We start from the raw sequence: 24,579 nt of genomic DNA, 5'->3' as shown, positions 1-24,579 counted from the left end.
GGACGGATTGTAAGGAGCGGAAGCTGATCAAAACAGTGCGCGGTAAATGTAATTGACCTTCGCGGGTGGATCAACAAATGATCGCGACAGTGGATCTACCCGAATACAGTAATGGGGCAGGCACATTTTCCGTAGATCATTGATCGGACGGAAATGAAAAGAGGCCCTGCTCAGCAGGGCCTCGAAAGGCGGATCAAGGAATTGATCCGAGAAGTCATTCGGCGGGATCGCCACGGACGTACCCGCCTGTGGCGCCTGCCTGCGGAGCCTCAGGGAAGCACGGTCACGGGCGTCTTCGGCCAGCTCATACGGATCACTCCGCCCTTGACTCCCGATCTGACTTCCACATCGTCGACGAGGCCGCTGATGACCGCGAGACCCATCTCGTCCTCGCCATCGGCGTCGGTCTCGGGTTCCGGCTCATCGAGCCCCACGCCGGGCGTGGCGCCGCGTGCCGCGGAGGCTCCGGCGGGCCCATCGGAAGCGGACTCGGCGCCCGGTCCGGGCACCTCGTCGCCGACCTCGACGGAGAAGGACTTCTCCTCTTCGGTCAGAACGACGGAGACGGGAGCGGTGATGCCATGACTGCGATGCAGCCCGACTGCGCGGCTGCAGGCTTCACCGACGGCGAGTCTGACCTCGTCGAGCGCGGCTTCGTCGACACCCGCCCGGCGCGCCACGGCGGCCGCCACGAGGCGGGCCGTCCTGACGTGTTCGGGCTGGGCACTGAAGCGGAGTTCAACGGTGGCCATGCGATCCCCTTCAGACGTACGGGCGTGCACCCCAGGGACCCGGGCACACTGCCCGGCCCCCGGCTCTTCTTCCGGTCTTTTCCCGGTCTTCGGTTCGGTCTTCAGTTCGATCTTCCGGCCTTCTGGCGGTCTCGCTCCGGCCCCGCTCCGGAACCGACGAGCCCGTCGGCCGACCGAGCCGGTCGTCGACCGGCGCGCAAACCTACAGCTGCCGACCGGCCGGGAGAATCCCACCCGGCGGTCAGCCCGTTCTCAGCGGCCCCGCACAACCGGCGACCGACCGACCGGCGGTCCTGCCCGACGGGCCCTCGGCCGCCGGATGGCGGACAGACCGCCGAGCGACCGAACGCCGACCAGCTACCGGACGATCGTTCGACCGGTCCGGAGTGTCGATCTTCCAGCTCCCCGGCCACTGACCGCCTCGCTGGCCCACCATCCGGCCGACTGGCTGCCTGCGATCCAATCGGCCGCCAGACCCACCAGACCCACCAGACCCGCCGACGTTGCACCGGTCGCCTGTGACAGCTGCCGGTACCGCGGTCGGCCACCGGACCGGTCTGCAGCCGATCCGACGAGCGGACCGGCCACGGCCCGGGTGTCAGTCGGTGGCCGCTACGGCCTCGTCGACCGTGGTGTGAATCGGGAACACCTTGGTCAGACCGGTGATCCGGAAGATCTTGAGAATGCGCTCCTGGTTGCAGACCAGGCGCAACGAGCCCTCATGGGCCCGGACACGCTTCAGGCCGCCCACGAGCACGCCGAGGCCGGTGGAGTCGAGGAAGTCGACGCCTTCCATGTCGACAACCAGGTGGTAGCTGCCGTCATTCACCAACTCGACCAACTGCTCGCGCAGCTTGGGCGCGGTATACACATCAATCTCGCCACCGACCTCGACGACCGTACGGTCGCCACCAGGGCCGGACACATTGCGAGTCGACAAGGACAGGTCCACGGATCCTCCAGCACCTTGCTATCGAGCGGTCGCCCCTCGGTCTCCCCGGCGGAGCCGGGGGACGGATCGCCAGCCGCGATGGCATTCAATCACTTACCAGCAGCCATGCACGACGCCTTGGGACCATTGTCCGTCACGCCAGTGACACACTCGGTGCCGATGGCCAAGAATCACCGCCCCAGTCGACCGGCCGAGAACAGGGACTCCCGCCCCTCTCCCGCCATGGTCCTCGACCGACTCGCCGCAGCGGCGGGCCGGTCCGCGCGCATCACTCATACGGAGCACTTGCCCCCGCGTACGGGAACCCATGCCATCTGGCCCGATCGCATCCGGCCAGAAGTGATCGCCGCGATCCAGGAGGCGGGGATCGATCACCCCTGGGCGCATCAGGCCGCCGCCGCCGAGCACGCACTGGACGGCGAATCCGTGATCATCGCCACTGGCACGGCGTCCGGCAAGTCGCTCGCCTACCTCACCCCGGTCCTCACTGCCCTGCTCGACGGCTCCGAGGCCCCGAACGGCCGGGGCGCGACCGCCCTGTATCTCGCCCCCACCAAGGCCCTGGCCGCCGACCAGAGGCGGGCGGTGAAGGAACTCGCCTCCCCCCTCGGCAACGCCGTCAGGCCTGCGGTCTACGACGGCGACACCCCCGTCGAGGAACGCGAGTGGGTGCGTCAGTACGCCAATTACGTGCTGACCAACCCCGACATTCTGCACCGCGGAATACTCCCGTCCCACCCACGCTGGTCCTCCTTCCTGCGCGCCCTGCGTTTCGTGGTCATCGACGAGTGCCACACCTACCGCGGTGTCTTCGGCTCCCACGTGGCCCAGGTGGTGCGCCGCCTTCGCCGCCTGTGCGCCCGCTACGGATCGAATCCGGTCTTCCTCCTCGCCTCGGCCACCGCGGCGGAGCCCTCCGTCGCGGCCGGACGCCTCACCGGTCTCCCGGTCCAGGAGGTCGCCGACGACGCCTCGCCCCGCGGCGAACTGGTCTTCGCCCTGTGGGAGCCGCCCCTGACCGAACTGCACGGCGAGAAGGGTGCGCCCGTCCGCCGTACCGCCACCGCCGAGACCGCCGACCTCCTCACCGATCTGACCGTCCAAGGCGTCCGCTCGGTCGCCTTCGTGCGCTCCCGGCGTGGCGCCGAGCTGATCTCCGTCATCGCCAAGGAGCGCCTCGCCGAGGTGGACCGCTCCCTCCCCTCCCGGGTCGCGGCCTACCGAGGGGGCTATCTCCCCGAGGAACGCCGCGCCCTGGAGCGCGCCCTGCACTCCGGCCGGCTGCTCGGTCTGGCCGCCACCACCGCCCTCGAACTCGGCGTCGACGTCTCCGGCCTGGACGCCGTCGTCATCGCGGGCTATCCCGGCACCAGGGCGTCGCTGTGGCAGCAGGCCGGCCGCGCCGGTCGCTCCGGCCAGGGCGCCCTGGCGGTCCTGGTGGCTCGCGACGACCCGCTGGACACCTTCCTCGTCCATCACCCCGAGGCGCTGTTCCAGCAGCCCGTGGAGTCGACGGTGCTCGACCCGGACAACCCGTACGTCCTCGCCCCGCACCTGTGCGCCGCCGCTGCGGAGCTCCCGCTCACCGAGCCCGATCTGGAGATCTTCGGCCCGGCCGCGGCCGAACTGCTGCCGCAGCTGGAGACCGCGAAGCTGCTGCGCAAACGGACATCGGGCTGGCACTGGACCCGCCGCGAGCGCGCCGCCGATCTCACCGACATCCGGGGCGAGGGCGGCCGCCCCGTCCAGATCGTCGAGGAAGGCACTGGGCGGCTGCTGGGCACCGTGGACGAATCGGCCGCACACACCGCCGTTCACGAAGGCGCCGTCCATCTCCACCAGGGCCGCACCTATCTGGTCCGGAAGCTGGATCTGGAGGACTCCGTGGCCCTGGTGGAGCAAGCCGACCCGCCGTACTCGACGACCGCCCGCGACACCACCGCCATCGCCGTGCTGGAGACCGACACCGAGGTCCCGTGGGGCGACGGGCGGCTCTGTTACGGCTCCGTGGAGGTCACCAACCAGGTCGTCTCCTTCCTGCGTCGCAAACTGATCACCGGCGAGGTTCTCGGCGAGACCAAACTGGATCTGCCGCCTCGCACTCTGCGCACGCGCGCCGTGTGGTGGACGGTCACCCAGGACCAACTCGACGCCGCGCGTGTCAACCCGGAGATCCTGGGCGGCGCCCTGCATGCCGCGGAACACGCGTCGATCGGGATGCTGCCGCTCTTCGCCACCTGCGACCGATGGGACATCGGTGGTGTCTCCGTACCGCTGCACCCGGACACCCTGCTGCCCACGGTCTTCGTGTACGACGGCCATCCGGGCGGCGCCGGCTTCGCCGAGCGGGCCTTTCACACCGCCCGTGCGTGGCTGACCGCCACCCGTCAGGCCATCGCGTCCTGCGAATGCGAGGCCGGCTGCCCGTCCTGCATCCAGTCCCCCAAGTGCGGCAACGGCAATGATCCGCTGCACAAACGCGGCGCCGTACGCCTGCTCGGCGAACTCCTCCGATCCGCTCCGCCGGACTCCGGGGGGTCGCCGAACCCTCCGGAACCGTCTAGGGCGGCGGGGCCGCCCCCCTCTGCGGAGCTGCTCCCTCCGGAGCCACCGGAAACAGCGGCTCCGGAGAGTCGTGAACGGCCACCGGAGGGCCCGCCCGGGATCTGACCGTCGGCTCGTACGGCCCGAAGCGCACGCCGGCCGTCACATCGGCGATCTCACCGCGCACCGTGCACAGAACCACCACCGCCCCCTGTGCCTCGGCGACCTCCTCTGCCGCCTCGCATGCCTCCTCAGGCCCTCGCAGGGCCCGGTCGGCCGCTGCCAGGGCTGCCAGGTCCGCCGCTCCACCGGCCCTGTGCCGGGCGACCACCACCTGCCCGAGCGCCAGCACGACGGCGAACACCGCGCACAACGTCGCCGCGGTCATCGCCACCCACACCGTCGCGAGGCCTCTGTCTCGGACCGGGCCTCTGTCCCGGACCGGGGCTCTGTCCCGGACCGGGGCCCGCTCCCGGTCGCGGCCGCGCCTCCCTTGCCCGTGCAACCACCCGCTGACGGTCTTCCGAGTGCCCTCTCCCTTCCGCGTCACGGCGTCGTCGCCCCCACCGTGTCCTCGGCGAGCGCCGCCGCGTCCGCATGCAGCGTCAGGGCCAGTGGGCCGAGTCCGGGCATCGGCGCCGACACCCGTACCCGCCACAGCTCCCCGGCTCGCTCCATCGCTACTTCAGCCCCGTCGGGTGCCGCCGAACGAGTGACTTCCAGCGCCTGCGCCTCCGGTTCCGAGCGGGCCGCCGCCCTCGCCCCGGCTCTGGCCGCGTCCACGCACCGGATCTGGGCGGAGGCGGCCATCAGAGCCCAGACCAGCGCAAGAGCGAACACCGCCAGCACCGGAACCGCGACGGCTGCCTCCGCCGTCACCGCACCCCGGTCCCCGGCCTCGCCCGCGGCACGGCCGCAACCCTCGTCGCACGCCCCGGAACCTTTCCTAGAACTTCGCATCGAGCGCGTCCTTGAGCAGCGACTGCAGCGCGGACATGACCGGCTGGCTGGTGACCACCTTGTAGAGCACCGCCGCGAACGCACAGGCCGCGATCGTCCCCACCGCATATTCGGATGTCGTCATTCCGTTGTCCGACCGGACTCGGCCGAGCAGGCTCCGCACCCAGCCCCTGATTCGTTGCACCATTTCGACCCCCGTGAAATCAATAATTCATATGGAATGGATATTTACTGGTGGTTTTCTTTCAGCCGGTGCGAAGCAGACCGGTCGCCAGCCCGATCACCACCGGAGCCACCCCGACCGCCAGGAACGCGGGCAGAAAGCAGAGCCCGACCGGTGCGGTGATCAGCACGCCGGCCCGCTGGGCACGCGCCACGGCCGCACTCGCCCGTTCGGCCCGCATCGCCTCGGCCAGCCGCGCCACCGGTTCCGCCGCCGGAGCCCCGGTCGATCCCGCCCGGTCCAGGCAACGGGACAGCGCACCGGCGCCCGGTATGTCCCCGAACCTCCTCCAGGCCACCGCAGGTTCACCACCGAGCCTGATCTCCGCCGCCGTGCGCGCCAGGCGCACGCCAACCGGTCCCCCCAGCGACTCCCCCACCGCCTCCGCCGCCTCCCGGGGTCCGGCTCCGGAAGAGACACAGGCCGCCAAGAGGTCGGCTGCCAGTGGGAGTTGGCGCGTGAACTCCGCCACCTCCGCCGCCCCGGCCTCCGGTTCACGCCTACGCAGGGTCCGCTGCCACCACCAGGCACCGAACGCCCCTGCCAACCCGATCACGTACCCCGGCAGGCCACCGACCAGGATCACGCCCGCCGCCACGGCGCCCAGGACCGTGATCCATTCCTTCGCCCGCGCCCCGGGCACCGTCCACCCGCGTCGGCGCCGCTCCGGGCCGGTCGACAGCAGCACCGCCCCCCGACGCAGCACCGTCCGCCTCCGTCGCCGTGCAGTGAGGGCAAGGGCCAGATACGCGACCGCGCCCAGGACCGCCCACAGAGCCGCCGTGTGGTGGGCGGAGTCTCCGGTGGCCGCGTTCACGCCGTCTCCCCCGCCCGTACGATCCGGCCGGCCCAACAGAGCCCTGCCGCCTCCAGCACTCCGCCTACCACCAGACAGACGAGCCCGGCCGGTGTGTGCAGCAGCACCGCCAACGGATCGGCCCCGAGTGCCGCTCCCAGCCCCAGGCCCAGCACCGGCAGCAGCGCCAGCACGGCCACCGTCGACCAGGCACCCGCCAGTTGAGCCCGCAACTCCTCCCGTCTGCGCCGCTCGGACCGCAGTGCGCCCTCCAGGCGGTCCAGGCCCGCGGCGAGCCCGGCCCCGCCGTCCACCGCCACCCGCCAGCAGGCCGCCACCCCGGCAAGCCCGTCCAGACCCGGCTCCCGCGCCGCCTGCCCGAGCGCCGCCGGCACATCGCCACCGAACCGCGCCGCAGCCGACACACCGGCCTCCGCCGTCCCCATCACCCCGGTCCCACGGACAGCTACGAGCAACGCCTGCCCCGGCTCATGCCCGGCCCGCAGCTCACCCACGACGGCCCCGCACAGCGACACCACCCCGGCTGCCCTGCGTTCCCGCTCCTGCATCAGAGCCCGTCTCCGCAGCCACCGCCCCGTCAACGGCACCGCCACCATCCCTGCCATTAACGGCAGCACGGACTTCCCCAGTACAGCGATGGCCAGCGCCACCGGCAGGCAGAGCCACTCCCGTCGTCGGCTCAACCGTTGCCGGACCTCTGCCCGAATCCGCTCCCAGCGCGCATGCAACGGAGACTCGACCGCCCCGTCGACGAACAGCACCCGGGCCCTCCGTAGCCGCTGGTCCTGCGCCACCACCAGCCAGACCGTCACCGCGACGGACAGGACCACCGCGCAACTCGCGCTCTCCGACAGCACCGTCGTCGTACCGCCGCTCACAGCGCACCCCCGATCAGCGACCGCAGCCGGTCCCAACCCGGCTCCCGCACGAATCCGTCGGCACCCCAGCTCAACGCCGGTACGGTCACCACCAGCCCGGCCGCATCACGCTCCAGGACCTGCACCTCGGCGATCCGCCGCTGTCCGGTCCGGTCCCGCACGAGATGGACCACCACCGACAGCGCAGCCGCCAACTGGCTGTGAAGCGCCGTCCGGTCCAGCCCCGCCGCAGTGCCCAATGCCTCAAGGCGGGCCGGGACGTGCTCGGCGGCATTCGCGTGAACCGTCCCGCAGCCGCCCTCGTGGCCCGTGTTCAGGGCGGCCAGCAGCTCGGTGACCTCAGCGCCCCTGACCTCTCCGACCACCAGCCGGTCGGGCCGCATGCGCAACGCCTGCCGCACCAGATCGCGAAGGGTCACCCGCCCCGCCCCCTCCTGATTGGCGGGGCGCGACTCCAGGCGCACCACGTGCGGGTGATCCGGCCGCAGCTCCGCGGAGTCCTCGGCGAGCACGATTCGCTCACGCTCCCCGACGGCACCCAGCAGGCTCGACAGGAGGGTCGTCTTCCCGGCCCCTGTCCCCCCACTGATCAGATACGAGACCCGGGCCTCCACCAGCGCCTCGAGCACCCGGTCACCGCCCGGCGGCACGGTCCCCGCCGCGACCAGCTCCGTCAGCGAGAAGGCCCGGGGCCGCACCACCCGCAGCGAGAGGCACGTCGAGCCGACGGACACCGGCGGCAGCACGGCATGCATACGGGTGCCGTCCGGCAGCCGAGCGTCCACCCAGGGCCGGGCGTCGTCCAGCCGCCGACCCGCCACGGCCGCCAGCCGTTGCGCCAGCCTGCGCACCGCCGCGGCATCCCGGAAGCTCACCCCGGTGAGTTCGAGCCCGCCGCCCCGGTCCACCCATACCCGGTCCGGTGCGGAAACCAGCACATCCGTCACCGCCGGGTCGGCGAGCAACGGCTCCAGCACCCCGGTGCCGACCAGTTCGCCGCGCAACTCATCGGCCGCACCCAGCACTTCGGCATCGCCGAGCAGCCGCCCCTGGGCTCGCAGCGCGGCCGCGACCCCGGCCGGGGTCGGGGCGGCGCCGCTCTGCGCCAGCCGTTGCCGTACGGCGTCGAGGAGCGTCTCCGTCATGACGCACCTCCTCCGGCACGTCCGCCCGCACCCTCCGGGACGAGGGCTTGCTCCCAGAACGCCGTACAGAATCTGGCCAGCGGGTCGCGCGCACGGCCGCCGGGCGGCGCGCCGTCGTCCTGGTCCGCCAGGAGCCCGCCGTCGACCGGGAGTTCACCGGCTAGCGGCAAGCCGAGCGCCTGCGCCACCCACCGCTCGTCGAGACCCGCCGCGTACGGGCCGCGGACGACCACCCGAAGATCGTTCAGGACCATCCCGGCCATCGACGCCACCCGTTTCGCCGCCGCGACCGCACGAAGCTCCCCGGGGACCACCAACAGCCCGAGGTCCAGCTGCGAGAGAGCCTCGGCCACCGACTCGTCCACCCGGCGCGGCAGGTCGACGACCACCACCCCGCCGAGCCTGCGCCCGGCGGCCAGCACGGCCTGCATGGCCCGGGGCGGGATGACCACCCAGTCGTCGCGGCCCCAGCTGAGCACCCGCAACCCGTGCAGTGAGGGCAGCGACTCCTCCAGCGCGCGTCCGCCGACTCGCCCCTTGGAATGGGCGAAATCCGGCCATCTCATTCCCTCGGCCCGTTCTGCACCCAGCAGCACATCGATGCCCCCACCGAGCGGGTCACCGTCGATCAGCATGGTCCGCCGCCCGGCCCTGGCTGCGGTCACCGCGAGGGCACAGGCCAGCGTGGACGCGCCGGAACCGCCCCGTCCGCCGATCACCCCGACGGTGAGCGCCGGCCGGCCCACGCCTTCCGCCGCATTGGCGATCTGGTCGACGAGCCAGCCTTCCGAATCGGGCAGCCTCAGCACATACTCGGCCCCGATCTCCACGGCGCGACGCCAGACATCCGGGACGTCCTGGTCCCGGCCGACCAGCATCACGCCGCGCCTGCGCACGGCTCCGCGGCACCGCTGGGCGGCATCGTCCCCCACGAGAACGATCGGCGCCTGCTCCCAACCGCCCCTGCGTTCGGGCAGCGAATGATGAACTTCCGGTTCAGCTCCGGCGGCCGCGCACAGCCTCAGCAGATCATCGAGGAGTTCCACATCCTCGGTCACGATCAGCGGTCCACCCTGCCGCGCTTCGGCGATCGGCAGACGATCCCGTGCGATGGAATCAGCCACGATCTCCGCCCCCTTCCCACTGCACCTTCCTCATGGTTCGCGATGATCTCGGAGCGTTCCGAGATCGGCGATTCCACGACCCGCGCACTTCGCGGCTGGAATCACCGTGCAGCGCTTCGGGAAATCGTGTGGATCTTGCTCGAAAACTGTGGACAACTCCGTCGTTGTGAATATCTCCGTCGCCCATACCGGCGACTTCCGGAGAGCACCCCTTCCGCTACACACCGTGACGGTTCATGATGGCGGGAGCGGGCCGAGAAGTGGGCCGTCACGGCAGAAATGGAGGCAGAATGCTTGATTCCGAACAGCAGAAACGCGTCCGGACATGCGACGACCCCCGCCGGGGGGGAGAGCGGGGGTCGTCCCCACGGCCGACTCGGGGGGGGGAGGAGCCGGACCGGGTTAGCACGGTCGCGAACGATCCGTGACTTCCATGGTGTACCCGAGAGCCTTCTCAGGCAAACCCACGCGCCAGAGTTTACGCCGAATGGTGGCCCCCTATGCTCTGCCTTGTGGAAAACCGCTTCTTGCCGCGCACAGCAGCCTTCTTCGACCTGGACAAGACGGTCATTGCGAAGTCTTCGACGCTGACCTTCAGCAAGTCCTTCTACCAAGGCGGACTGATCAACCGCCGCGCTGTACTGCGCACCGCGTACGCACAGTTCGTGTTCCTTGCCGGGGGTGCAGATCACGACCAGATGGAGCGGATGCGGGAATACCTCTCCGCACTCTGCAAGGGCTGGAACGTCCGACAAGTGAAGGAAATCGTCGCCGAGACCCTGCACGATCTGATCGACCCGATCATCTACGACGAAGCAGCGACGCTCATCGAGGAACACCACACCGCCGGACGCGACGTGGTGATCGTCTCGACCTCGGGCGCCGAGGTCGTCGAACCGATCGGTGAGCTGCTCGGCGCCGACCGAGTCGTCGCCACTCGAATGGTCGTCGGGGAGGACGGCTGTTTCACCGGTGAAGTGGAGTACTACGCGTACGGGCCGACGAAGGCCGAGGCGATCAAGGCGCTCGCGGTGTCGGAGGGATACGACCTGTCGCGCTGCTACGCCTACAGCGATTCCGCCACCGATGTACCGATGCTGGAGTCGGTCGGGCACCCGCACGCGGTCAATCCGGACCGCGCGCTGCGGCGCGAAGCGACCCTCCGCGAGTGGCCGATTCTCGTCTTCGACCGACCGGTCCGACTCAAGCAACGACTGCCCTCGTTCTCCCTGCCACCGCGCCCCGCGCTGGTCGCAGCGGCAGCGGTGGGCGCGGCGGCCGTCACAGCGGGACTCGTCTGGTACACCTCCCGCCGCCGCTCCACCGCCTCCTCCCTCTGAAGCACGGGGCCGAACGACGCTCCGAACGCATCTTCGACCCACCCTTCCCTCCACGGCCCCCCGACCAACGAACACCCCAGCCGATCGGCCCCGTTCACCCATCCAGCCCATTTGTCCAACTCGCCCGTAATTGAACCTAAAAGTAAAGAAGTGTGGCCAGCACTACCGCTCACCACGGGGCTGGAGTACAAAGGACTCAACGGCCCGCGAGACCAAGGACATCCGAGAGGATTACCTGTAACGCAGAGAAGGCCCCACGGACCGAGCATGAAAACCGAGCACCCACGCGACGTCGACCCGTCGATTACGGGCCAGCCGCACCAGGGAACGGGCGAAGTCCCCGACCTGATGGGCACATATCGAGGACGCATGGTAACTGGGTAGACATGCCAGCGGCGGTACCGAGGACGGTACCGCCGCAACCCTTTTACGGGGCCGAGAAGTTACTCGGGTGAAGTTATCGCGGTGGAGTTACGGACCCGAGCCAGGGCTCCGGAGTCACAGAGACAAAGCCACGCCGATGGAACCCATGCGCCACGGGCCCGCCTCGTTGCGGCACGTCGACGTCCCGCCGCCCCATTAGGCGGCGCCGCGCTGAAGGGCCTCGCACACTGCCGTCGATTCCCTGACGCCCAGCTCCACGGCGCGCCCGCAGTGCGCGATCCAGGCCGCCATCCCGGCCGGCGTCCCCGAAAGGTAGCCGTCGAACGCCGCCAGGTACGCCGCGCGGCCCTGTTCGGCATGGCCCACCTCGGCCGGGCAGATCGATTTGGGGTCGAGCCCGCTCCCGATCAGCACGATCCGCTCGGCGGTCCGAGCGACGAGGCCGTTGTACGAGCCGAAGGGGCGCAGGGCCAGTAGTTCACCGTGCACGACCGCCGCCGTCACCAGTGCGGGCGCCGCAGTACCGGAGAGGATCAATCCGGAGAGCCCCTCCAGCCTCCCGGCCACTTCGTCGGCATCCGGCAGCGGCGCTTCGATCAGCGGCTCGTCCACGGGTTCGCCCGCCAGCCGTGGCCGGCCGACAGCTTCCTCGGGCTCCGCGCCACCGGCCGCAACCAGATGCAGCCGCGCCAGGACCCGCAGCGGCGACTGCCGCCAGATGGAAAGGAGTTGACCTGCTTCGGCGGTCAGCCTCAGGGCGGCCCCGATCACATGCGCCTCGCCGTCGCCGCTGAAATCGGTGCGCCGCCGCACCTCCTCCAGGTTCCAGTCGGCACCGGACAGCGCCGCCGAGCCGCGGGCGCCGCGCAGGGCCGCTTCCGCGGTGACCTCGTTGCTGCGGCGGCGCATGACGCGGTGACCGTAGACCCGGTCGACGGCCTTGCGTACGGAGTCCACCGCATCGGCGACTCCCGGCAGAGCGCCCAGGGCGGCAAGCGGATCAGAGGCAGTCGTACTCATAAGTAGGGAGGCTACGCGCCCCTCACTCGGATACCGCCCGGGAGTGGTCATCTTCACGAAACGTGACAGCAGTCCGCAATTGCGCCGCTACCCTAGGTGAACATGAAGATCGCTTTCGTAGGGAAGGGCGGCAGCGGCAAGACCACGCTGTCCTCGCTCTTCATCCGCCACCTTGCCGCCAATGAAGCCCATGTCGTCGCGGTGGACGCCGACATCAACCAGCACCTCGGAGCCGCACTCGGTCTCGATGACCAGGAGGCCACGGCACTGCCCGCCATGGGGGCCCAGCTACCGCTGATCAAGGAGTATCTGCGCGGCAGCAACCCCCGTATCGCCTCCGTCGAGACGATGATCAAAACGACTCCGCCCGGCGAGGGCTCGCGGCTGCTGAAGGTCCGCGAGGACAACCCGATCTACGACGCGTGCGCCCGCACGGTCCGGCTCGACGACGGGGAGATCCGGCTGATGGCCACCGGCCCGTTCACGGAGTCGGACCTGGGCGTGGCCTGCTATCACTCCAAGGTCGGCGCGGTCGAGCTCTGCCTCAACCATCTCGTCGACGGCCCCGACGACTATGTCGTCGTCGACATGACAGCGGGCTCGGACTCCTTCGCCTCCGGGATGTTCACCCGCTTCGACATGACGTTCCTGGTCGCAGAGCCCACCCGTAAGGGTGTCTCGGTCTACCGCCAGTACAAGGAGTACGCGCGGGACTTCGGGGTCGCACTGAAGGTCATCGGCAACAAGGTGCAGGGTGAGGACGATCTGGACTTCCTGCGCGCCGAGGTGGGAAACGACCTGCTGGTCAGCGTCGGGCACTCCGACTGGGTACGCGCGATGGAGAAGGGCAGGCCCGGCCGTTTCGAACTGCTTGAGGCGGACAACAGGATGGCCCTGCAGGCGCTGCAGAACGCGGCGGAGGATTCGTACGAGCAACGTGACTGGGAGCGCTACACGCGACAGATGGTGCACTTCCATCTGAAGAACGCGGAGAGCTGGGGCAACGAGAAGACGGGCGCCGATCTGGCTGCCCAGGTCGACCCCGCCTTCGTGCTCGACGAACGGTTCGCGCAGACCGGCGCCGCTCAGCCTGCCTGATCGGCCGGCGCCCCGGCCTGGAGCACGCGCTCTTCCCGCCGGGGTGCCGTTGCGCCTTCGCCTGCCGGCCACGGCCGAAAGGCGCGCAACCCAGCCGCCTTGCGCAACCGTCGGACGGTCCCGACCGGGCCCACCGAGCGCGGTCGGCGAGCCCGGGCGACAGGCACGACAGGAGAGCGCGCCCGGAGAATGATGTCAATCAGCTGGTGCTGTGACCGGCCTGATCCGCGCCGGACTCCGCGTGAGCCTTGCCGACGCCCGATGCCCTGCCCACATCCGACGCGGTGCCGGCATCCGACCCCCTGCCGGATTCCGCCCCCGCGTTCCCGGCTTCGCCGAGGAGCTCCGCCCAGCCCTTCGCCGGGGCCTGCCCGACATCAAGGGTTCAGAGCTTCGCCAGCGTTGCCGGGTTCTGTGCGTCCAGCCAGTCGGCCAGCTGCCGGAAGGACACGCAGCGGACGCCCTCCTTGGTGCAGACCGTCGCGATGGTCTCCTCGACGGCGCGCATGTATGTGCCACCGTTCCAGGATTCGAAGTGATTGCCGATGATCAGCGGAGCACGGTTTCCTTCGTATGCGCGGTCGAAGGCCTGGATCAAGCCGTCGCGCATCTGCTTGCCCCAGTACGCGTGCCGGCTCGGGTCGCCCTGCGTCGTACCGGACTGGTTGAACATGAAGTTGTAGTCCATCGAAAGGGTCTCGAACTCGCGCCCGGGGACTGGAACGAGCTGCATCGACAGGTCCCACATGCCCCCTTTCCTCTTCGGCCAGACCTGGTTGTCGACGCCGCTGGAGTCGTATCGGAACCCCATCGTCCGCGCTGCGGCCACCATGTTCTTCCGCCCCTCCAGACAAGGGGTGCGGCCACCGACGAGTTCCTTGTCGTAGTCGAAGGGAAGTGGCTTCTCACCTCTGAGGCCGGGGTCGTTGGTCTTCCAGCTCTTCACAAAGGACTTGGCCTGGTCGATCTCGCTCTTCCACTGATCGACGGACCAGGCGCCGACGCCTCCCTCGGGGCCGCAGAAGTGGCCGTTGAAGTGGGTGCCGATCTCGTCGCCGTCCTCCCAGACACCCCGTACCTGGGTGATGGTGTTCCGGGTCCCCTCGGTGTCGTTGAAGCCGGTGTCGGAGCTGCCGACGTTGTGCTTCGGCGGGTCGTAGAGCTCGCGCTTGTCTTCGGGCAGCAGGTAGACGCCACTGAGGAAGTACGTCATGTTCGCGTGGTATTTCCTGCCCACCTCGCGGGAGTACGAGAACTGCTTCTGGCTGTCCTCTCCGGCGCCGTCCCACGAGAACACCACGAACTGCGGCGGCTTCCGGCCGGGCGCCAGGCGCTGTGCCACCGGCTGCTTCGGCTGGGTTCCCGTGAAGGCCGTGGAGCCGTCGCCAATGAGCCGGAACGGGCTCTTGGGCGCGACTTGAGGGTTCTTCTTCCGCGCCCCGGCGTCCCGCTTCGCGGCGCCGGGTCCGGCGGCTCCGACGACGGGATCCGGACCGGAGGAGCAGCCTGCCATTCCCGCGATCAGCGCAACGACCGTGACGCCCAGGGCAACCCGTCCGGCGGTGATTCCCTTCGTGACACCCCTCGTGACAGCCAGCACCTGCCCGCCCTCTTCGTCGCAGGTGACTTGCGCAGAAATATCCCGACCCTCGCGGCCAAGGTCGCACACGGTTTTGCGGAAATCAGTACGACATACCTTATGAAAAACTACCTATTCACTTGAATGGGCGATTGACTAGTCCATTTGTCCTCAATGATGGACACAGGCCTTTACTCTCCATTACGATCTGTTTACTGAGAGTTGAGAAATCCCGCCGCTGCACGCCGTGACCCACGGCCGCGTCCCCAACGTTCCGCGACCGCGCTGCCCCGGAGGAGACGGGAACATGTCTGCCTGCGTCCCCACTCGTCATGACCACACATCCCGCAGTTCGCGCCCACACCGCGCCTCGGGAGTCAAGCGACCACACAGCCCGCCACCGCCACCACGCGGCGGACGATTCCGCATCGCGGGTGCCGACCTGTCCGCATCGATCACGGTCTTCCTGCTCGCCGTCCCCATGTCGCTCGGCCTCGCCGTCGCCATGGACGCCCCGCTGGAGGCCGGTCTCATCTCCGCCGCGATCGGCGGCATCGTCGCCGGACTGCTCGGCGGCACACCCCTCCAGGTCAGCGGACCGTCCGCCGGACTGACCGTGGTAACAGCCGAGTTGATCCAGATCTACGGCTGGCGCACCACCTGCGCGATCACCATCGGCGCCGGGCTGTTGCAGATCCTGCTGGGCTCGCTACGGGCAGCGCGCAGCGCCCTCGCCGTCAGCCCCGCCATCGTGCACGGCACCCTCGCCGGAATCGGCGTGGCGATCGCCCTCGCCCAGGTGCACATCGTTCTCGGCGGTTCGCCACAGAGTTCGGCGGTCGCCAACTCTCTCGCGCTCCCGCGCCAGTTGGGGCGGGTGAGCCCGGCCGCCCCGCTGATCGGCCTGCTGACCATCGCGATTCTGGTCCTGTGGCCACGGCTTCCGGGACGCATCGGTCGAGTGGTACGGCGCATTCCGGCTGCCCTCGCCGCAGTGGTGACCGCGACGGCGGTGGCTGCGGTCGCGGCGCCCGGGATCGCCCGGGTCGATCTGCCGTCCTGGCGCTCGCATGCCCTGCCGGAGATGCCGCACGGTCCGGTACTCGCCCTGGCCACCGCGGTATTCACGGTGATGCTGGTGGCAAGCCTGGAGTCACTGCTCGCCGCAGTCGCCGTGGACAAACTCTCGGCCGATCGCGCCGGGGAGCGGACTTCCGCCCGGCCCAAGGCCGGCTTGGCGTCCGGACCGGCTTCGGCCTCGGGGGCGCGGACGAGATCGGCCTTGGTCTCGACACCGACCCCGGGTACGAATCCGTCCCCGAACTCGCCCCCCGCCTCGGGTTCCGGCCCAGGCTCGACCTCGCCTCCACCCCTCTCTTCACCTCCGCCCCCGTCCCTGACCGCACCGGCGCCCTCGGCTCCGCCCACGGCACCCGCCCCACCACCCGTCAGACGCGCCGATCTCGATCGTGAGCTGCGGGCCCAGGGCATCGCCAACACTCTGTCCGGGCTGGTGGGCGGGCTGGCGGTGTCCGGTGGTGCGGTGCGCAGTTCGGCGAACGTGCGTGCCGGGGCGACGAGCCGTGCCTCCACCGTGCTGCACGGTGTCTGGGTGGTGCTCGCGACCGGGCTGCTTGTCACCGTGCTGGAGTGGATTCCGCTCGCCGCTCTCGCCGCGCTGGTCATGATGGTCGGCATCCAGATGGTGAGTTTCGCCCACATCCGCAATGTCCATAAGCACCGGGAATTCCTGGTGTACGGGGCGACGATCACCGGAGTGGTCCTCTTCGGCGTGCTCAAGGGCGTGGCGATCGGCATTGCGGTGGCCGTGGCTGTCGCCCTGCACAGGCTGGCACGGACGAGGATCACCGTGATCGATCAGGGCGGAGAGCATCTGGTCGTCGTACGGGGCCAGTTGACGTTCCTCGCGGTGCCTCGCCTCAGCCGGACTCTCGCCCAGCTGCCGCAGGGCGGGGATGCCGTCATCGAGTTGGACGGCTTCTTCATGGACCATGCGGCGTACGAGACGATCCAGGACTGGAGCCTTGCCCAGACGGCCCACGGCGGCCGGGTCGTCTTCACCGGGAAGTCCGGCGGCCGGATCGCCGAGCCCGCGTCGGCGGCGCACTCCTGCTGCCGCCCCTGGACACCGTGGCGCAACCATCACTGCCACGACCTGCCCGAGCAGCCGCCCGAGACCCGTCACGGCCCGGACAGCCCCTTCAGTGACGGCCTCCTCGGTGCGGACCCGGCCTCAGGTGCCGCCCGGAATCCGGCACCCGGCACCGACGACACCTCCGTCCCCACGTCAGGAGCCCCCGGCGCTCCCGCCACGGCCGCCTCGCCCACCGCCATCCCGCGTCGGACCGGGGGCAACCACCTGGTCAACGGCCTGAGTTCGTTCCAGCGCAACACCGCCCCGCTGGTACGCGAGGAGCTGGCCCGGTTGGCCCGCGAGGGCCAGCGCCCCTCCCAGCTCTTCATCACCTGCGCCGACTCCCGCCTGGTCACCAGCATGATCACGGCCAGCGGCCCGGGTGATCTGTTCACCGTGCGGAACGTCGGCAATCTGGTACCGCCGCCGGACGCCGAGTCGGGTGACGACTCGGTGGGCGCCGCGATCGAGTACGCGGTGGATGTGCTGAGAGTGGATTCCATCACCGTCTGTGGCCACTCCGGCTGCGGCGCGATGCAGGCGCTGCTCGGAGCCAGGCCAGATCCGGACACTCCGCGGACCTCCCTGTGGCGCTGGCTGAGACACGGGCTGCCGAGCCTGGAGCGGATGGCGTCGCGGCATCACGCCTGGGCCCGGATCTCCGGTCGGCTGCCGGCCGATTCGCTGGAGCAGCTCTGCCTCACCAATGTGGTCCAGCAACTGGACCATCTGCGCGCCCATGAATCGGTGGCGAGGCGGCTCGCCGAGGGCACGCTCCAGTTGCACGGGATGTACTTCCACGTGGGCGAGGCACAGGCCTATCTGCTGGCGGAGGACGCGAGTGCCGGACTGGCCCTCGACGAGGTCTTCGACCGCGTGGGCTCCGGTAACACCCATACCGCATCCGATGCCCGAGCCCCGGGCTGCGGACACGCCCTGGGCGAATCCCACGCTTCCGGCGCCACCGACCTCCCGGCCGAATTCTCCGCCTCCGGCACCACTGACACCCCGGCCGAATTCTCCGCCTCCGGCCACACCCGTCCCCCAACCGAATCCCGCACCTCGGGCAGTGGGCACGCCTCCGGGGAGACCACCGTCCCGGGTGATCCCTCCGGTCCGGGCGAGCGGGAACGTACCGGCGTCTGAACCACACGCACATCCGGTCCGTGAGACCTTGTGGTCCCGCCTCCACATCGCACCGCACATGGAGGCGGGATCGTGTCTCCATACACGAGACACAGGTCTAAACCAATTCCGGGCAGACACTTGTCACCCGGCCTTTGGCCTGATGAGCTATGCCCCGGGACACAACGGACACCCTGGGAATGGGAGATGTCGTGAGCAACGAAAGCCTGGCCAATCTGCTCAAGGAGGAGCGGCGGTTCGCACCGCCTGCCGATCTGGCCGCCAATGCCAACGTCAAAGCGGAGGCGTACGAGCAGGCCGAGGCGGACCGGCTGGGCTTCTGGGCCGAGCAGGCTCGTCGCCTGACCTGGGCCACGGAGCCGACCGAGACGCTCGACTGGACCAACCCGCCCTTCGCGAAGTGGTTCGCGGACGGCAGGCTCAACGTCGCGTACAACTGCGTGGACCGCCACGTCGAGGCCGGCAACGGCGACCGGGTCGCCATCCACTTCGAGGGCGAGCCCGGCGACAGCCGCGCCATCACCTACGCCGACCTGAAGGACGAGGTCTCGCGCGCCGCGAACGCGCTCATCGAGCTCGGTGTCGGCAAGGGCGACCGGGTCGCCGTCTATCTGCCGATGATCCCCGAGGCCGCCATCGCGATGCTGGCCTGTGCCCGGATCGGCGCCGCGCACTCGGTGGTCTTCGGCGGCTTCTCCGCCGACGCCATCGCCGCCCGTATCCAGGACGCGGACGCCAAGGTCGTCATCACCGCCGACGGCGGCTACCGCCGCGGCAAGCCGTCCGCGCTCAAGCCCGCGGTGGACGACGCCGTCTCCCGTATCGACGGCGTCGAGCACGTCCTCGTAGTGCGGCGCACCGGCCAGGACACCGCGTGGACCGAGAGCCGCGACGTCTGGTGGCACGAGATCACCGGACGGCAGTCCGCCGAGCACACCCCCGAGGCCTTCGAGGCGGAGCAGCCGCTCTTCATCCTCTACACCTCCGGTACGACGGGGAAGCCGAAGGGCATCCTGCACACCTCCGGCGGCTACCTCACGCAGGCGGCGTACACCCACAACGCGGTCTTCGACCTCAAGCCGGAGACCGACGTCTTCTGGTGCACCGCCGACATCGGCTGGGTGACCGGCCACTCGTACATCGTCTACGGCCCGCTGGCCAACGGCGCGACGCAGGTCATGTACGAGGGCACGCCGGACTCCCCGCACCAGGGGCGTTTCTGGGAGATCGTGCAGAAGTACGGCGTCACGATCCTCTACACCGCGCCGACCGCGATCCGTACGTTCATGAAGTGGGGTGACGACATCCCCGCCAAGTTCGACCTGAGCAGTCTCCGGGTCCTCGGTTCCGTCGGTGAGCCGATCAACCCCGAGGCGTGGATGTGGTACCGCAAGCACATCGGCGCCGACAAGTGCCCCATCGTGGACACCTGGTGGCAGACCGAGACCGGCGCGATGATGATCTCGCCGCTGCCCGGCGTGACGGAGACCAAGCCGGGAAGCGCCCAGCGCGCACTGCCCGGAATCTCCGCCACGGTCGTCGACGACGAGGCCAACGAGGTTCCGAACGGCGGGGGCGGCTACCTGGTCCTCACCGAGCCGTGGCCGTCGATGCTCCGCACCATCTGGGGCGACGACCAGCGTTTCATCGACACCTACTGGTCGCGCTTCGAGGGCAAGTACTTCGCGGGCGACGGCGCCAAGAAGGACGAGGACGGTGACATCTGGCTGCTCGGCCGGGTCGACGACGTGATGCTCGTGTCCGGGCACAACATCTCGACCACCGAGGTCGAGTCGGCACTCGTGTCGCACCCGTCGGTCGCCGAGGCCGCGGTGGTCGGCGCCGCCGACGAGACGACCGGCCAGTCCATCGTCGCGTTCGTGATACTGCGCGGTACGGCCACCGCCTCCGACGAGCTCGTCGCGGAACTGCGCAACCACGTCGGCGCCACGCTCGGCCCGATCGCCAAACCGAAGCGGATCCTGCCGGTCGCCGAACTGCCGAAGACCCGCTCCGGCAAGATCATGCGGCGCCTGCTGCGTGACGTCGCCGAGAACCGCGAGCTGGGCGACGTCACGACGCTCACCGACTCCTCGGTGATGGACCTCATCCAGACCCAGTTGCCGTCCTCCTCCTCCGAGGACTGAGCCCGGCCTCCTCCTTTCATGGCGACCGCAGCACGTACGTCCCCGAGGGGCATCCGGCAACATGCCGGGTGCCCCTCGGGCATTTAAGGTGAAGATCACCGCATACAGATCCGCGCACCCCGGGTACAGTGGCAGGCGCGTCAACAAAGCAATAAGAAATCTCCACAGGGTGTGCCGGGAAGTCTGGTCGGCAAGTGCATCAGCCATGCCATCGCTGCCGTACCGACCCGGAGGTCCCCGCTCGTGGCCGCGCCCACCCCCACACCCACACCCTCGCGCCGTACCTTTCTGGGACGTCCGTCCCTGCCCGAGCGGAACTATCTCGCGGACGCACTGCGCACCGAGACCGTCGGCGGGGTCATCCTGCTGGTCGCCGCCATAGCCGCCCTGGTCTGGGCGAATACCTTCGGATCCGGTTACGCCGCCGTCAGCGACTTCCACTTCGGTCCCGGGTCGCTGGGCCTCAATCTCTCCGTGCAGCACTGGGCGGCGGACGGGCTGCTCGCGGTCTTCTTCTTCGTCGCAGGCGTGGAACTCAAGCGGGAACTGGTCGCGGGCGAACTGCGCGACCCCAAGGCGGCCGCTCTCCCGGTCGTCGCCGCGCTGTGCGGAATGGCCGTTCCGGCCGTCGTCTACACACTCGTGGCGGTGTTCGGCGGAGGCTCCACGGGCGGCTGGGCCGTCCCCACCGCCACCGACATCGCCTTCGCGCTCGCCGTCCTCGCGGTCATCGGCACCTCGCTGCCGAACGCGCTGCGCGCCTTTCTGTTGACTCTCGCCGTCGTCGACGACCTCTTCGCGATCCTGATCATCGCGATCTTCTTCACCGAGAAGATCAACTTCATGGCGCTGCTCGGCGCCTTCATCGGTCTGGCCGTCTTCTATCTGCTGCTGCGCAAGAACGTGCGCGGCTGGTACATCTACGTACCGCTCGCCCTGGTCATCTGGGGCCTCATGTACAACAGCGGCATCCACGCCACGATCGCCGGTGTCGCCATGGGCCTGATGCTGCGATGCGTCCGGCGCGAGGGCGAGACCCGCTCCCCCGGCGAGCACATCGAACACCTGATACGCCCGCTGTCGGCCGGTGTCGCCGTACCTCTGTTCGCCCTCTTCTCGGCCGGTGTCTCCCTCTCCGACGGCGCACTGGCGGATGTCTTCACCCGGCCCGAGACGCTCGGTGTCGTCCTGGGGCTCGTCGTGGGCAAGACGGTAGGCATCTTCGGCGGAACGTGGCTGGCCACCCGCTTCACCAAGGCCGAGCTGAACAAGGACCTGGCGTGGGCGGACGTCTTCGCGGTCGCCACGCTCGCCGGCATCGGCTTCACCGTCTCGCTGCTCATCGGCGAGCTGGCCTTCGCCGGCGACGAGGACACGATCAACGAGATCAAGGCCGCCGTGCTGCTCGGCTCCCTGACAGCCGCCGTACTCTCCGCTGTACTGCTCAAACTCCGGGTCCGAAAGTACCGGACGCTGCACGAGGCCGAGGAACTCGACGAGGACGAGGACGGTGTGCCCGACGTGTACGAACAGGGCGACCCGGAGTACCACCTGCGCATGGCCGTGATCTACGAGAAGAAGGCGGCGGAGCACCGCCGTCTTGCCCAACTGGCGGGGGCAGCGAGCAACAAGCCGGACAGTCCGGCATGATCTGACACCAGATGTGTTGAGCAGGAGCGCAGGAGAGGAAGTCAGGGATGAGCGACCCCGGCAACAACGCGGGCAGCGCCGACCGCAGTCTCGGACAGCTGGTCGCTGCGGCGACGGCCGAGATGTCCGCACTGGTGCACGACGAGATCGCCCTGGCCAAGGCCGAAGTGCGGCAGGACGTCAAGCGCGGCGTGACCGGGAGCGTGGCGTTCGTCATCGCGGGCGTACTGGTTCTGTTCGCGATCCCGGTGCTGAGCTTCGCGGCGGCGTACGGCATCCATTACCTGGGGCTCGGACTGGCCTGGTCGTTCCTGATCGTGGGCGGCGCCTTCATCATTCTGGGTGCGTTGCTCGCGCTGTTCGCCGTCGCCAAGTTCAAGAAGGTGAAGCCGCCGGAGAAGTCCATCGCTTCGGCCAAGCAGACGGCAGCCGTGCTGCAGGGCGTCAAGCCGCACCCCCGGCCCGCCGTGACGGCCGGGGCGAGCCGTCCGGCCGTCACGGGCAGCACACGGGCGGACAAGGCCTTGGAGAAGGCTCCGGTCCAGGACGAGGCGTCGGCTGTGGCACGCTCGTCCACATGACGGTCCCCGATTCCAGCGCATCCGACCCAGTAGGACCAGTAGGACCGGTAGACCCGGAAGGTCAGGTAAGTCCGGACGGCCGGGCTGCGGGCCCGGACGGCCGGGCGGACGTGGGCGGCCGGGCGGACGTGGTCAGCGCCTCCGGCTCCTGCGATCCCTCCGGCCCGCCGAGCTCCTCCGCGTCACCCGGCCCGGTCGGCGCCGGTGGACCCGTGCGGCTCGACGGGCCGTGGACCCACCGGGACGTGGCGGCCAACGGCGCCCGCTTCCACATCGCCGAACTCGGCGAGGGGCCCCTGGTGCTGCTGCTGCACGGCTTCCCGCAGTTCTGGTGGACCTGGCGGCATCAGCTCACCGCTTTGGCCGACGCCGGTTTCCGCGCCGTGGCGATGGATCTGCGCGGAGTCGGCGGCAGCGACCGTACGCCGCGGGGGTACGACCCCGCCAATCTGGCGCTCGACATCACCGGGGTGATTCGTTCCCTCGGCGAACCGGACGCGGCCCTGGTCGGCCATGACATGGGCGGCTATCTCGCATGGACGGCCGCGGTGATGCGGCCGAAGCTGGTCCGCCGCCTCGTGGTCTCCTCGATGCCGCATCCGCGCCGCTGGCGCTCCTCGATGCTCTCCGACTTCGCACAGACCCGGGCGGGCTCGTACATCTGGGGCTTCCAGCGTCCGTGGGTACCGGAGCGTCAGCTCGTCGCGGACGACGCCGCGTTGGTGGGCCGGCTGATCCACGACTGGGCGGGCCCCCGGACCCCGGAGTTCCCCGACGAGGCGACGGTGGACGTCTACCGTCGCGCGATGTGCATCCCGTCGACGGCGCACTGCTCGATCGAGCCGTACCGCTGGATGGTCCGCTCCCTGGCCCGTCCGGACGGAATCCAGTTCAACCGGCGGATGAAGCGCCCGGTGCGGGTACCCACACTGCATGTGCACGGTTCACTCGATCCGGCGATCCGTACACGGAGCGCGGCGGGCTCCGGCGAGTATGTCGAAGCACCGTACCGTTGGCGACTTTTCGACGGTCTGGGGCACTTCCCCCACGAAGAGGATCCGGCCGGGTTCTCGGCCGAACTCATCAACTGGCTCAAGGATCCCGAGCCCGATCGGTAGCCGTACGGGCACAGTTGTCCGACGAACAGCCAATTGCCCGGCGCATAGGCCAATTGGCTGACGGATGGGCGGTTACCGACCATGAGGCACGGGCAGACGTCGGGGTATGGGCTGGACGCACGACTTCGGTGACGCAGCACGCAACCGTCGCTCGACCGCCACGGCGGGTCCGAGCATTCATGAGGGGGGCGGCCCCCAGGGCCGGGTGCAAGATATGCATGTTCTGCATGATCCCCAGCTCGGCATTCCGCACATTCTGCGCCGACGGGCCCGCTGGGTCTCGGCGCGACTGCGCCATCCACGCGGATGAGACCTGCCCCGGCCGACCGGTGAGCGTTCACCGGCCGGGCGGGACCTGCGCCGCTGTCTCCCGGCTGCCAACGACCAGTACGCGGGCAGCGCACATGCACGTGCACACGGACGCGCTCACTCAGCACGCATGATGCGCCCGCGCGCGGCAAGTGTGCTGCAAGGACGGCTCCGCGAAGTCGTACCCGGTGCTGATGCGCCCGCGCGCGGCGAGTGTGCTGGGAGCGACCGCACGCACCCGGAGCTGCCGCGCACGTCTCGCGCTGCGAGCGGGAACGCCCGTCGGCCGCCCTCGGCGCCGAGCGGTTCTTCGACGGCGACGATGACCGCGGCGGAGACGAGATCGCTCAGTTCGGCGCAGGCGGCGTCGTCGCCGCCGAACAGCACGACCGGCACGCCCATGTGCCCGGCCATGACGGCGTCGAGACCGATGCCGCCCATGGGGCGCCCGGCCCTACGACTAGTGCCGTGACCGGCAATGTTTGCCCCGTGAGGAGTGTCGTCCAGTGCGTGCGAGCGTGCGTGCTGGACGGCGCGACGGGGCAGAGCTTGCCGGGAGGGGCACTAGGGTCTGTTTCTCGGATCTCCTGACAGGGGTGGGGTGTTGAGGTCAGGGTGGTGGGATGGGACGTGGGGATCTGACGAATGCGGAGTGGG

The 24,579-nt window shown here is 69.6% G+C and carries 19 protein-coding genes and 2 pseudogenes; 9 read left to right on the top strand and 12 right to left on the bottom strand.

The features are described from left to right. Window positions 1–269: 269 nt before the first annotated feature. Together ACIQCZ_RS36090 and ACIQCZ_RS36085 are read right to left on the bottom strand one after the other, a co-directional pair. Window positions 270–752 (bottom strand): ATP-binding protein, encoded by a 483-nt coding sequence (locus ACIQCZ_RS36090; protein WP_402289199.1) that lies wholly within the window; start codon window positions 750–752, stop codon window positions 270–272. 598 nt (window positions 753–1,350) lie between these two features. Further along, window positions 1,351–1,704, bottom strand: a complete 354-nt coding sequence (locus ACIQCZ_RS36085) for an STAS domain-containing protein (protein ID WP_003967428.1) — start codon at window positions 1,702–1,704, stop codon at window positions 1,351–1,353. A 78-nt stretch (window positions 1,705–1,782) separates the two neighbouring features. Between ACIQCZ_RS36085 and ACIQCZ_RS36080 the strand changes: the two genes are divergently transcribed. Continuing rightward, complete coding sequence (locus tag ACIQCZ_RS36080) at window positions 1,783–4,374, top strand: DEAD/DEAH box helicase (protein ID WP_402289195.1); 2,592 nt, start codon at window positions 1,783–1,785, stop codon at window positions 4,372–4,374. Here ACIQCZ_RS36080 and ACIQCZ_RS36075 read toward each other — a convergent pair. From ACIQCZ_RS36075 to ssd, 7 genes are all read right to left on the bottom strand, one after another. Next, a complete protein-coding gene (locus ACIQCZ_RS36075) occupies window positions 4,265–4,636 on the bottom strand; it encodes an Rv3654c family TadE-like protein (RefSeq protein WP_402289192.1) in 372 nt (123 codons plus the stop codon). The genes ACIQCZ_RS36080 and ACIQCZ_RS36075 overlap by 110 nt on opposite strands. Window positions 4,637–4,794: 158 nt before the next feature. Next, on the bottom strand, window positions 4,795–5,208 hold the full coding sequence (locus tag ACIQCZ_RS36070; RefSeq protein WP_402289189.1) for a TadE family type IV pilus minor pilin: 414 nt from the start codon (window positions 5,206–5,208) through the stop codon (window positions 4,795–4,797). Beyond that, entirely contained in the window at window positions 5,195–5,395 is a 201-nt protein-coding gene (locus ACIQCZ_RS36065) for a DUF4244 domain-containing protein (RefSeq protein WP_402289186.1), read from the bottom strand. Before ACIQCZ_RS36065 ends, ACIQCZ_RS36070 begins: the two co-directional genes overlap by 14 nt. A gap of 58 nt (window positions 5,396–5,453) precedes the next feature. Then, window positions 5,454–6,248, bottom strand: coding sequence for a type II secretion system F family protein (locus ACIQCZ_RS36060; RefSeq protein WP_402289183.1), 795 nt, complete (start codon window positions 6,246–6,248; stop codon window positions 5,454–5,456). After that, a complete protein-coding gene (locus tag ACIQCZ_RS36055) occupies window positions 6,245–7,126 on the bottom strand; it encodes a type II secretion system F family protein (protein ID WP_402289180.1) in 882 nt (293 codons plus the stop codon). The genes ACIQCZ_RS36060 and ACIQCZ_RS36055 overlap by 4 nt, the downstream gene beginning before the upstream one ends. Next, window positions 7,123–8,271: a TadA family conjugal transfer-associated ATPase gene (locus ACIQCZ_RS36050; RefSeq protein WP_402289177.1), complete on the bottom strand. Its 1,149-nt coding sequence runs from the start codon at window positions 8,269–8,271 to the stop codon at window positions 7,123–7,125. Before ACIQCZ_RS36050 ends, ACIQCZ_RS36055 begins: the two co-directional genes overlap by 4 nt. Then, the gene (gene ssd, locus ACIQCZ_RS36045; protein WP_402289326.1) at window positions 8,268–9,329 is read right to left on the bottom strand and encodes a septum site-determining protein Ssd; all 1,062 of its coding nucleotides are present in this window, start codon (window positions 9,327–9,329) and stop codon (window positions 8,268–8,270) included. The genes ACIQCZ_RS36050 and ssd overlap by 4 nt, the downstream gene beginning before the upstream one ends. 566 nt (window positions 9,330–9,895) lie before the next feature. On the opposite strand from ssd, the gene ACIQCZ_RS36040 reads away from it, so the two are divergent. After that, window positions 9,896–10,735: an HAD family hydrolase gene (locus tag ACIQCZ_RS36040; protein ID WP_402289174.1), complete on the top strand. Its 840-nt coding sequence runs from the start codon at window positions 9,896–9,898 to the stop codon at window positions 10,733–10,735. Window positions 10,736–11,314: 579 nt separating this feature from the next. Here the strand turns inward: ACIQCZ_RS36040 and ACIQCZ_RS36035 are convergent. Then, window positions 11,315–12,139: an oxidoreductase gene (locus ACIQCZ_RS36035; RefSeq protein WP_402289171.1), complete on the bottom strand. Its 825-nt coding sequence runs from the start codon at window positions 12,137–12,139 to the stop codon at window positions 11,315–11,317. A 102-nt stretch (window positions 12,140–12,241) separates the two neighbouring features. Here ACIQCZ_RS36035 and ACIQCZ_RS36030 point away from each other — a divergent pair, with 102 nt between their 5' ends. Further along, a complete protein-coding gene (locus tag ACIQCZ_RS36030) occupies window positions 12,242–13,237 on the top strand; it encodes an ATP-binding protein (RefSeq protein ID WP_402289168.1) in 996 nt (331 codons plus the stop codon). Window positions 13,238–13,625: 388 nt separating this feature from the next. Here the strand turns inward: ACIQCZ_RS36030 and ACIQCZ_RS36025 are convergent. Next, window positions 13,626–14,750 (bottom strand): annotated as a pseudogene (locus tag ACIQCZ_RS36025) (hypothetical protein); the annotation flags it as partial. A gap of 373 nt (window positions 14,751–15,123) precedes the next feature. On the opposite strand from ACIQCZ_RS36025, the pseudogene ACIQCZ_RS36020 reads away from it, so the two are divergent. The 6 genes and pseudogenes from ACIQCZ_RS36020 to ACIQCZ_RS35995 all read left to right on the top strand — a co-directional run. Further along, window positions 15,124–17,850 (top strand): annotated as a pseudogene (locus tag ACIQCZ_RS36020) (bifunctional SulP family inorganic anion transporter/carbonic anhydrase); the annotation flags it as partial. 416 nt (window positions 17,851–18,266) lie between these two features. After that, window positions 18,267–20,264 (top strand): acetate--CoA ligase, encoded by a 1,998-nt coding sequence (acs, locus tag ACIQCZ_RS36015; protein ID WP_402289166.1) that lies wholly within the window; start codon window positions 18,267–18,269, stop codon window positions 20,262–20,264. A 243-nt stretch (window positions 20,265–20,507) separates the two neighbouring features. Then, the gene (gene nhaA / locus ACIQCZ_RS36010) at window positions 20,508–21,914 is read left to right on the top strand and encodes a Na+/H+ antiporter NhaA (protein ID WP_402289163.1); all 1,407 of its coding nucleotides are present in this window, start codon (window positions 20,508–20,510) and stop codon (window positions 21,912–21,914) included. 47 nt (window positions 21,915–21,961) lie between these two features. Then, a complete protein-coding gene (locus ACIQCZ_RS36005; RefSeq protein ID WP_402289160.1) occupies window positions 21,962–22,495 on the top strand; it encodes a phage holin family protein in 534 nt (177 codons plus the stop codon). After that, a complete protein-coding gene (locus tag ACIQCZ_RS36000) occupies window positions 22,492–23,613 on the top strand; it encodes an alpha/beta fold hydrolase (protein WP_402289158.1) in 1,122 nt (373 codons plus the stop codon). The genes ACIQCZ_RS36005 and ACIQCZ_RS36000 overlap by 4 nt, the downstream gene beginning before the upstream one ends. A gap of 106 nt (window positions 23,614–23,719) precedes the next feature. Then, on the top strand, window positions 23,720–23,923 hold the full coding sequence (locus ACIQCZ_RS35995) for a hypothetical protein (protein WP_402289155.1): 204 nt from the start codon (window positions 23,720–23,722) through the stop codon (window positions 23,921–23,923). A 116-nt stretch (window positions 23,924–24,039) separates the two neighbouring features. On the opposite strand, the gene ACIQCZ_RS35990 is transcribed toward ACIQCZ_RS35995, so the two are convergent. Then, window positions 24,040–24,363, bottom strand: coding sequence for a M55 family metallopeptidase (locus tag ACIQCZ_RS35990; RefSeq protein ID WP_402289152.1), 324 nt, complete (start codon window positions 24,361–24,363; stop codon window positions 24,040–24,042). Window positions 24,364–24,579: the final 216 nt, after the last annotated feature.

Source organism: Streptomyces sp. NPDC093149 (assembly GCF_044754145.1).
Classification (GTDB): domain Bacteria; phylum Actinomycetota; class Actinomycetes; order Streptomycetales; family Streptomycetaceae; genus Streptomyces.
The sequence above is the reverse complement of the archived record's forward strand: the minus strand, read 5'-3'. Positions and strand labels throughout refer to the sequence as shown.

What these genes read in the sequence shown, in the direction of transcription:
- ACIQCZ_RS36090 (WP_402289199.1), bottom strand. Translation starts at nt 752, where the DNA reads ATGGCCACCGTTGAACTCCGCTTCAGTGCCCAGCCCGAACACGTCAGG.
- ACIQCZ_RS36080 (WP_402289195.1), top strand. Translation starts at nt 1,783, where the DNA reads ATGGCATTCAATCACTTACCAGCAGCCATGCACGACGCCTTGGGACCA.
- ACIQCZ_RS36075 (WP_402289192.1), bottom strand. Translation starts at nt 4,636, where the DNA reads ATGACCGCGGCGACGTTGTGCGCGGTGTTCGCCGTCGTGCTGGCGCTC.
- ACIQCZ_RS36070 (WP_402289189.1), bottom strand. Translation starts at nt 5,208, where the DNA reads ATGCGAAGTTCTAGGAAAGGTTCCGGGGCGTGCGACGAGGGTTGCGGC.
- ACIQCZ_RS36065 (WP_402289186.1), bottom strand. Translation starts at nt 5,395, where the DNA reads ATGGTGCAACGAATCAGGGGCTGGGTGCGGAGCCTGCTCGGCCGAGTC.
- ACIQCZ_RS36050 (WP_402289177.1), bottom strand. Translation starts at nt 8,271, where the DNA reads ATGACGGAGACGCTCCTCGACGCCGTACGGCAACGGCTGGCGCAGAGC.
- ACIQCZ_RS36040 (WP_402289174.1), top strand. Translation starts at nt 9,896, where the DNA reads ATGCTCTGCCTTGTGGAAAACCGCTTCTTGCCGCGCACAGCAGCCTTC.
- ACIQCZ_RS36035 (WP_402289171.1), bottom strand. Translation starts at nt 12,139, where the DNA reads ATGAGTACGACTGCCTCTGATCCGCTTGCCGCCCTGGGCGCTCTGCCG.
- ACIQCZ_RS36030 (WP_402289168.1), top strand. Translation starts at nt 12,242, where the DNA reads ATGAAGATCGCTTTCGTAGGGAAGGGCGGCAGCGGCAAGACCACGCTG.
- acs (WP_402289166.1), top strand. Translation starts at nt 18,267, where the DNA reads ATGCCCCGGGACACAACGGACACCCTGGGAATGGGAGATGTCGTGAGC.
- ACIQCZ_RS36005 (WP_402289160.1), top strand. Translation starts at nt 21,962, where the DNA reads ATGAGCGACCCCGGCAACAACGCGGGCAGCGCCGACCGCAGTCTCGGA.
- ACIQCZ_RS36000 (WP_402289158.1), top strand. Translation starts at nt 22,492, where the DNA reads ATGACGGTCCCCGATTCCAGCGCATCCGACCCAGTAGGACCAGTAGGA.
- ACIQCZ_RS35995 (WP_402289155.1), top strand. Translation starts at nt 23,720, where the DNA reads ATGGGCTGGACGCACGACTTCGGTGACGCAGCACGCAACCGTCGCTCG.
- ACIQCZ_RS35990 (WP_402289152.1), bottom strand. Translation starts at nt 24,363, where the DNA reads ATGGGCGGCATCGGTCTCGACGCCGTCATGGCCGGGCACATGGGCGTG.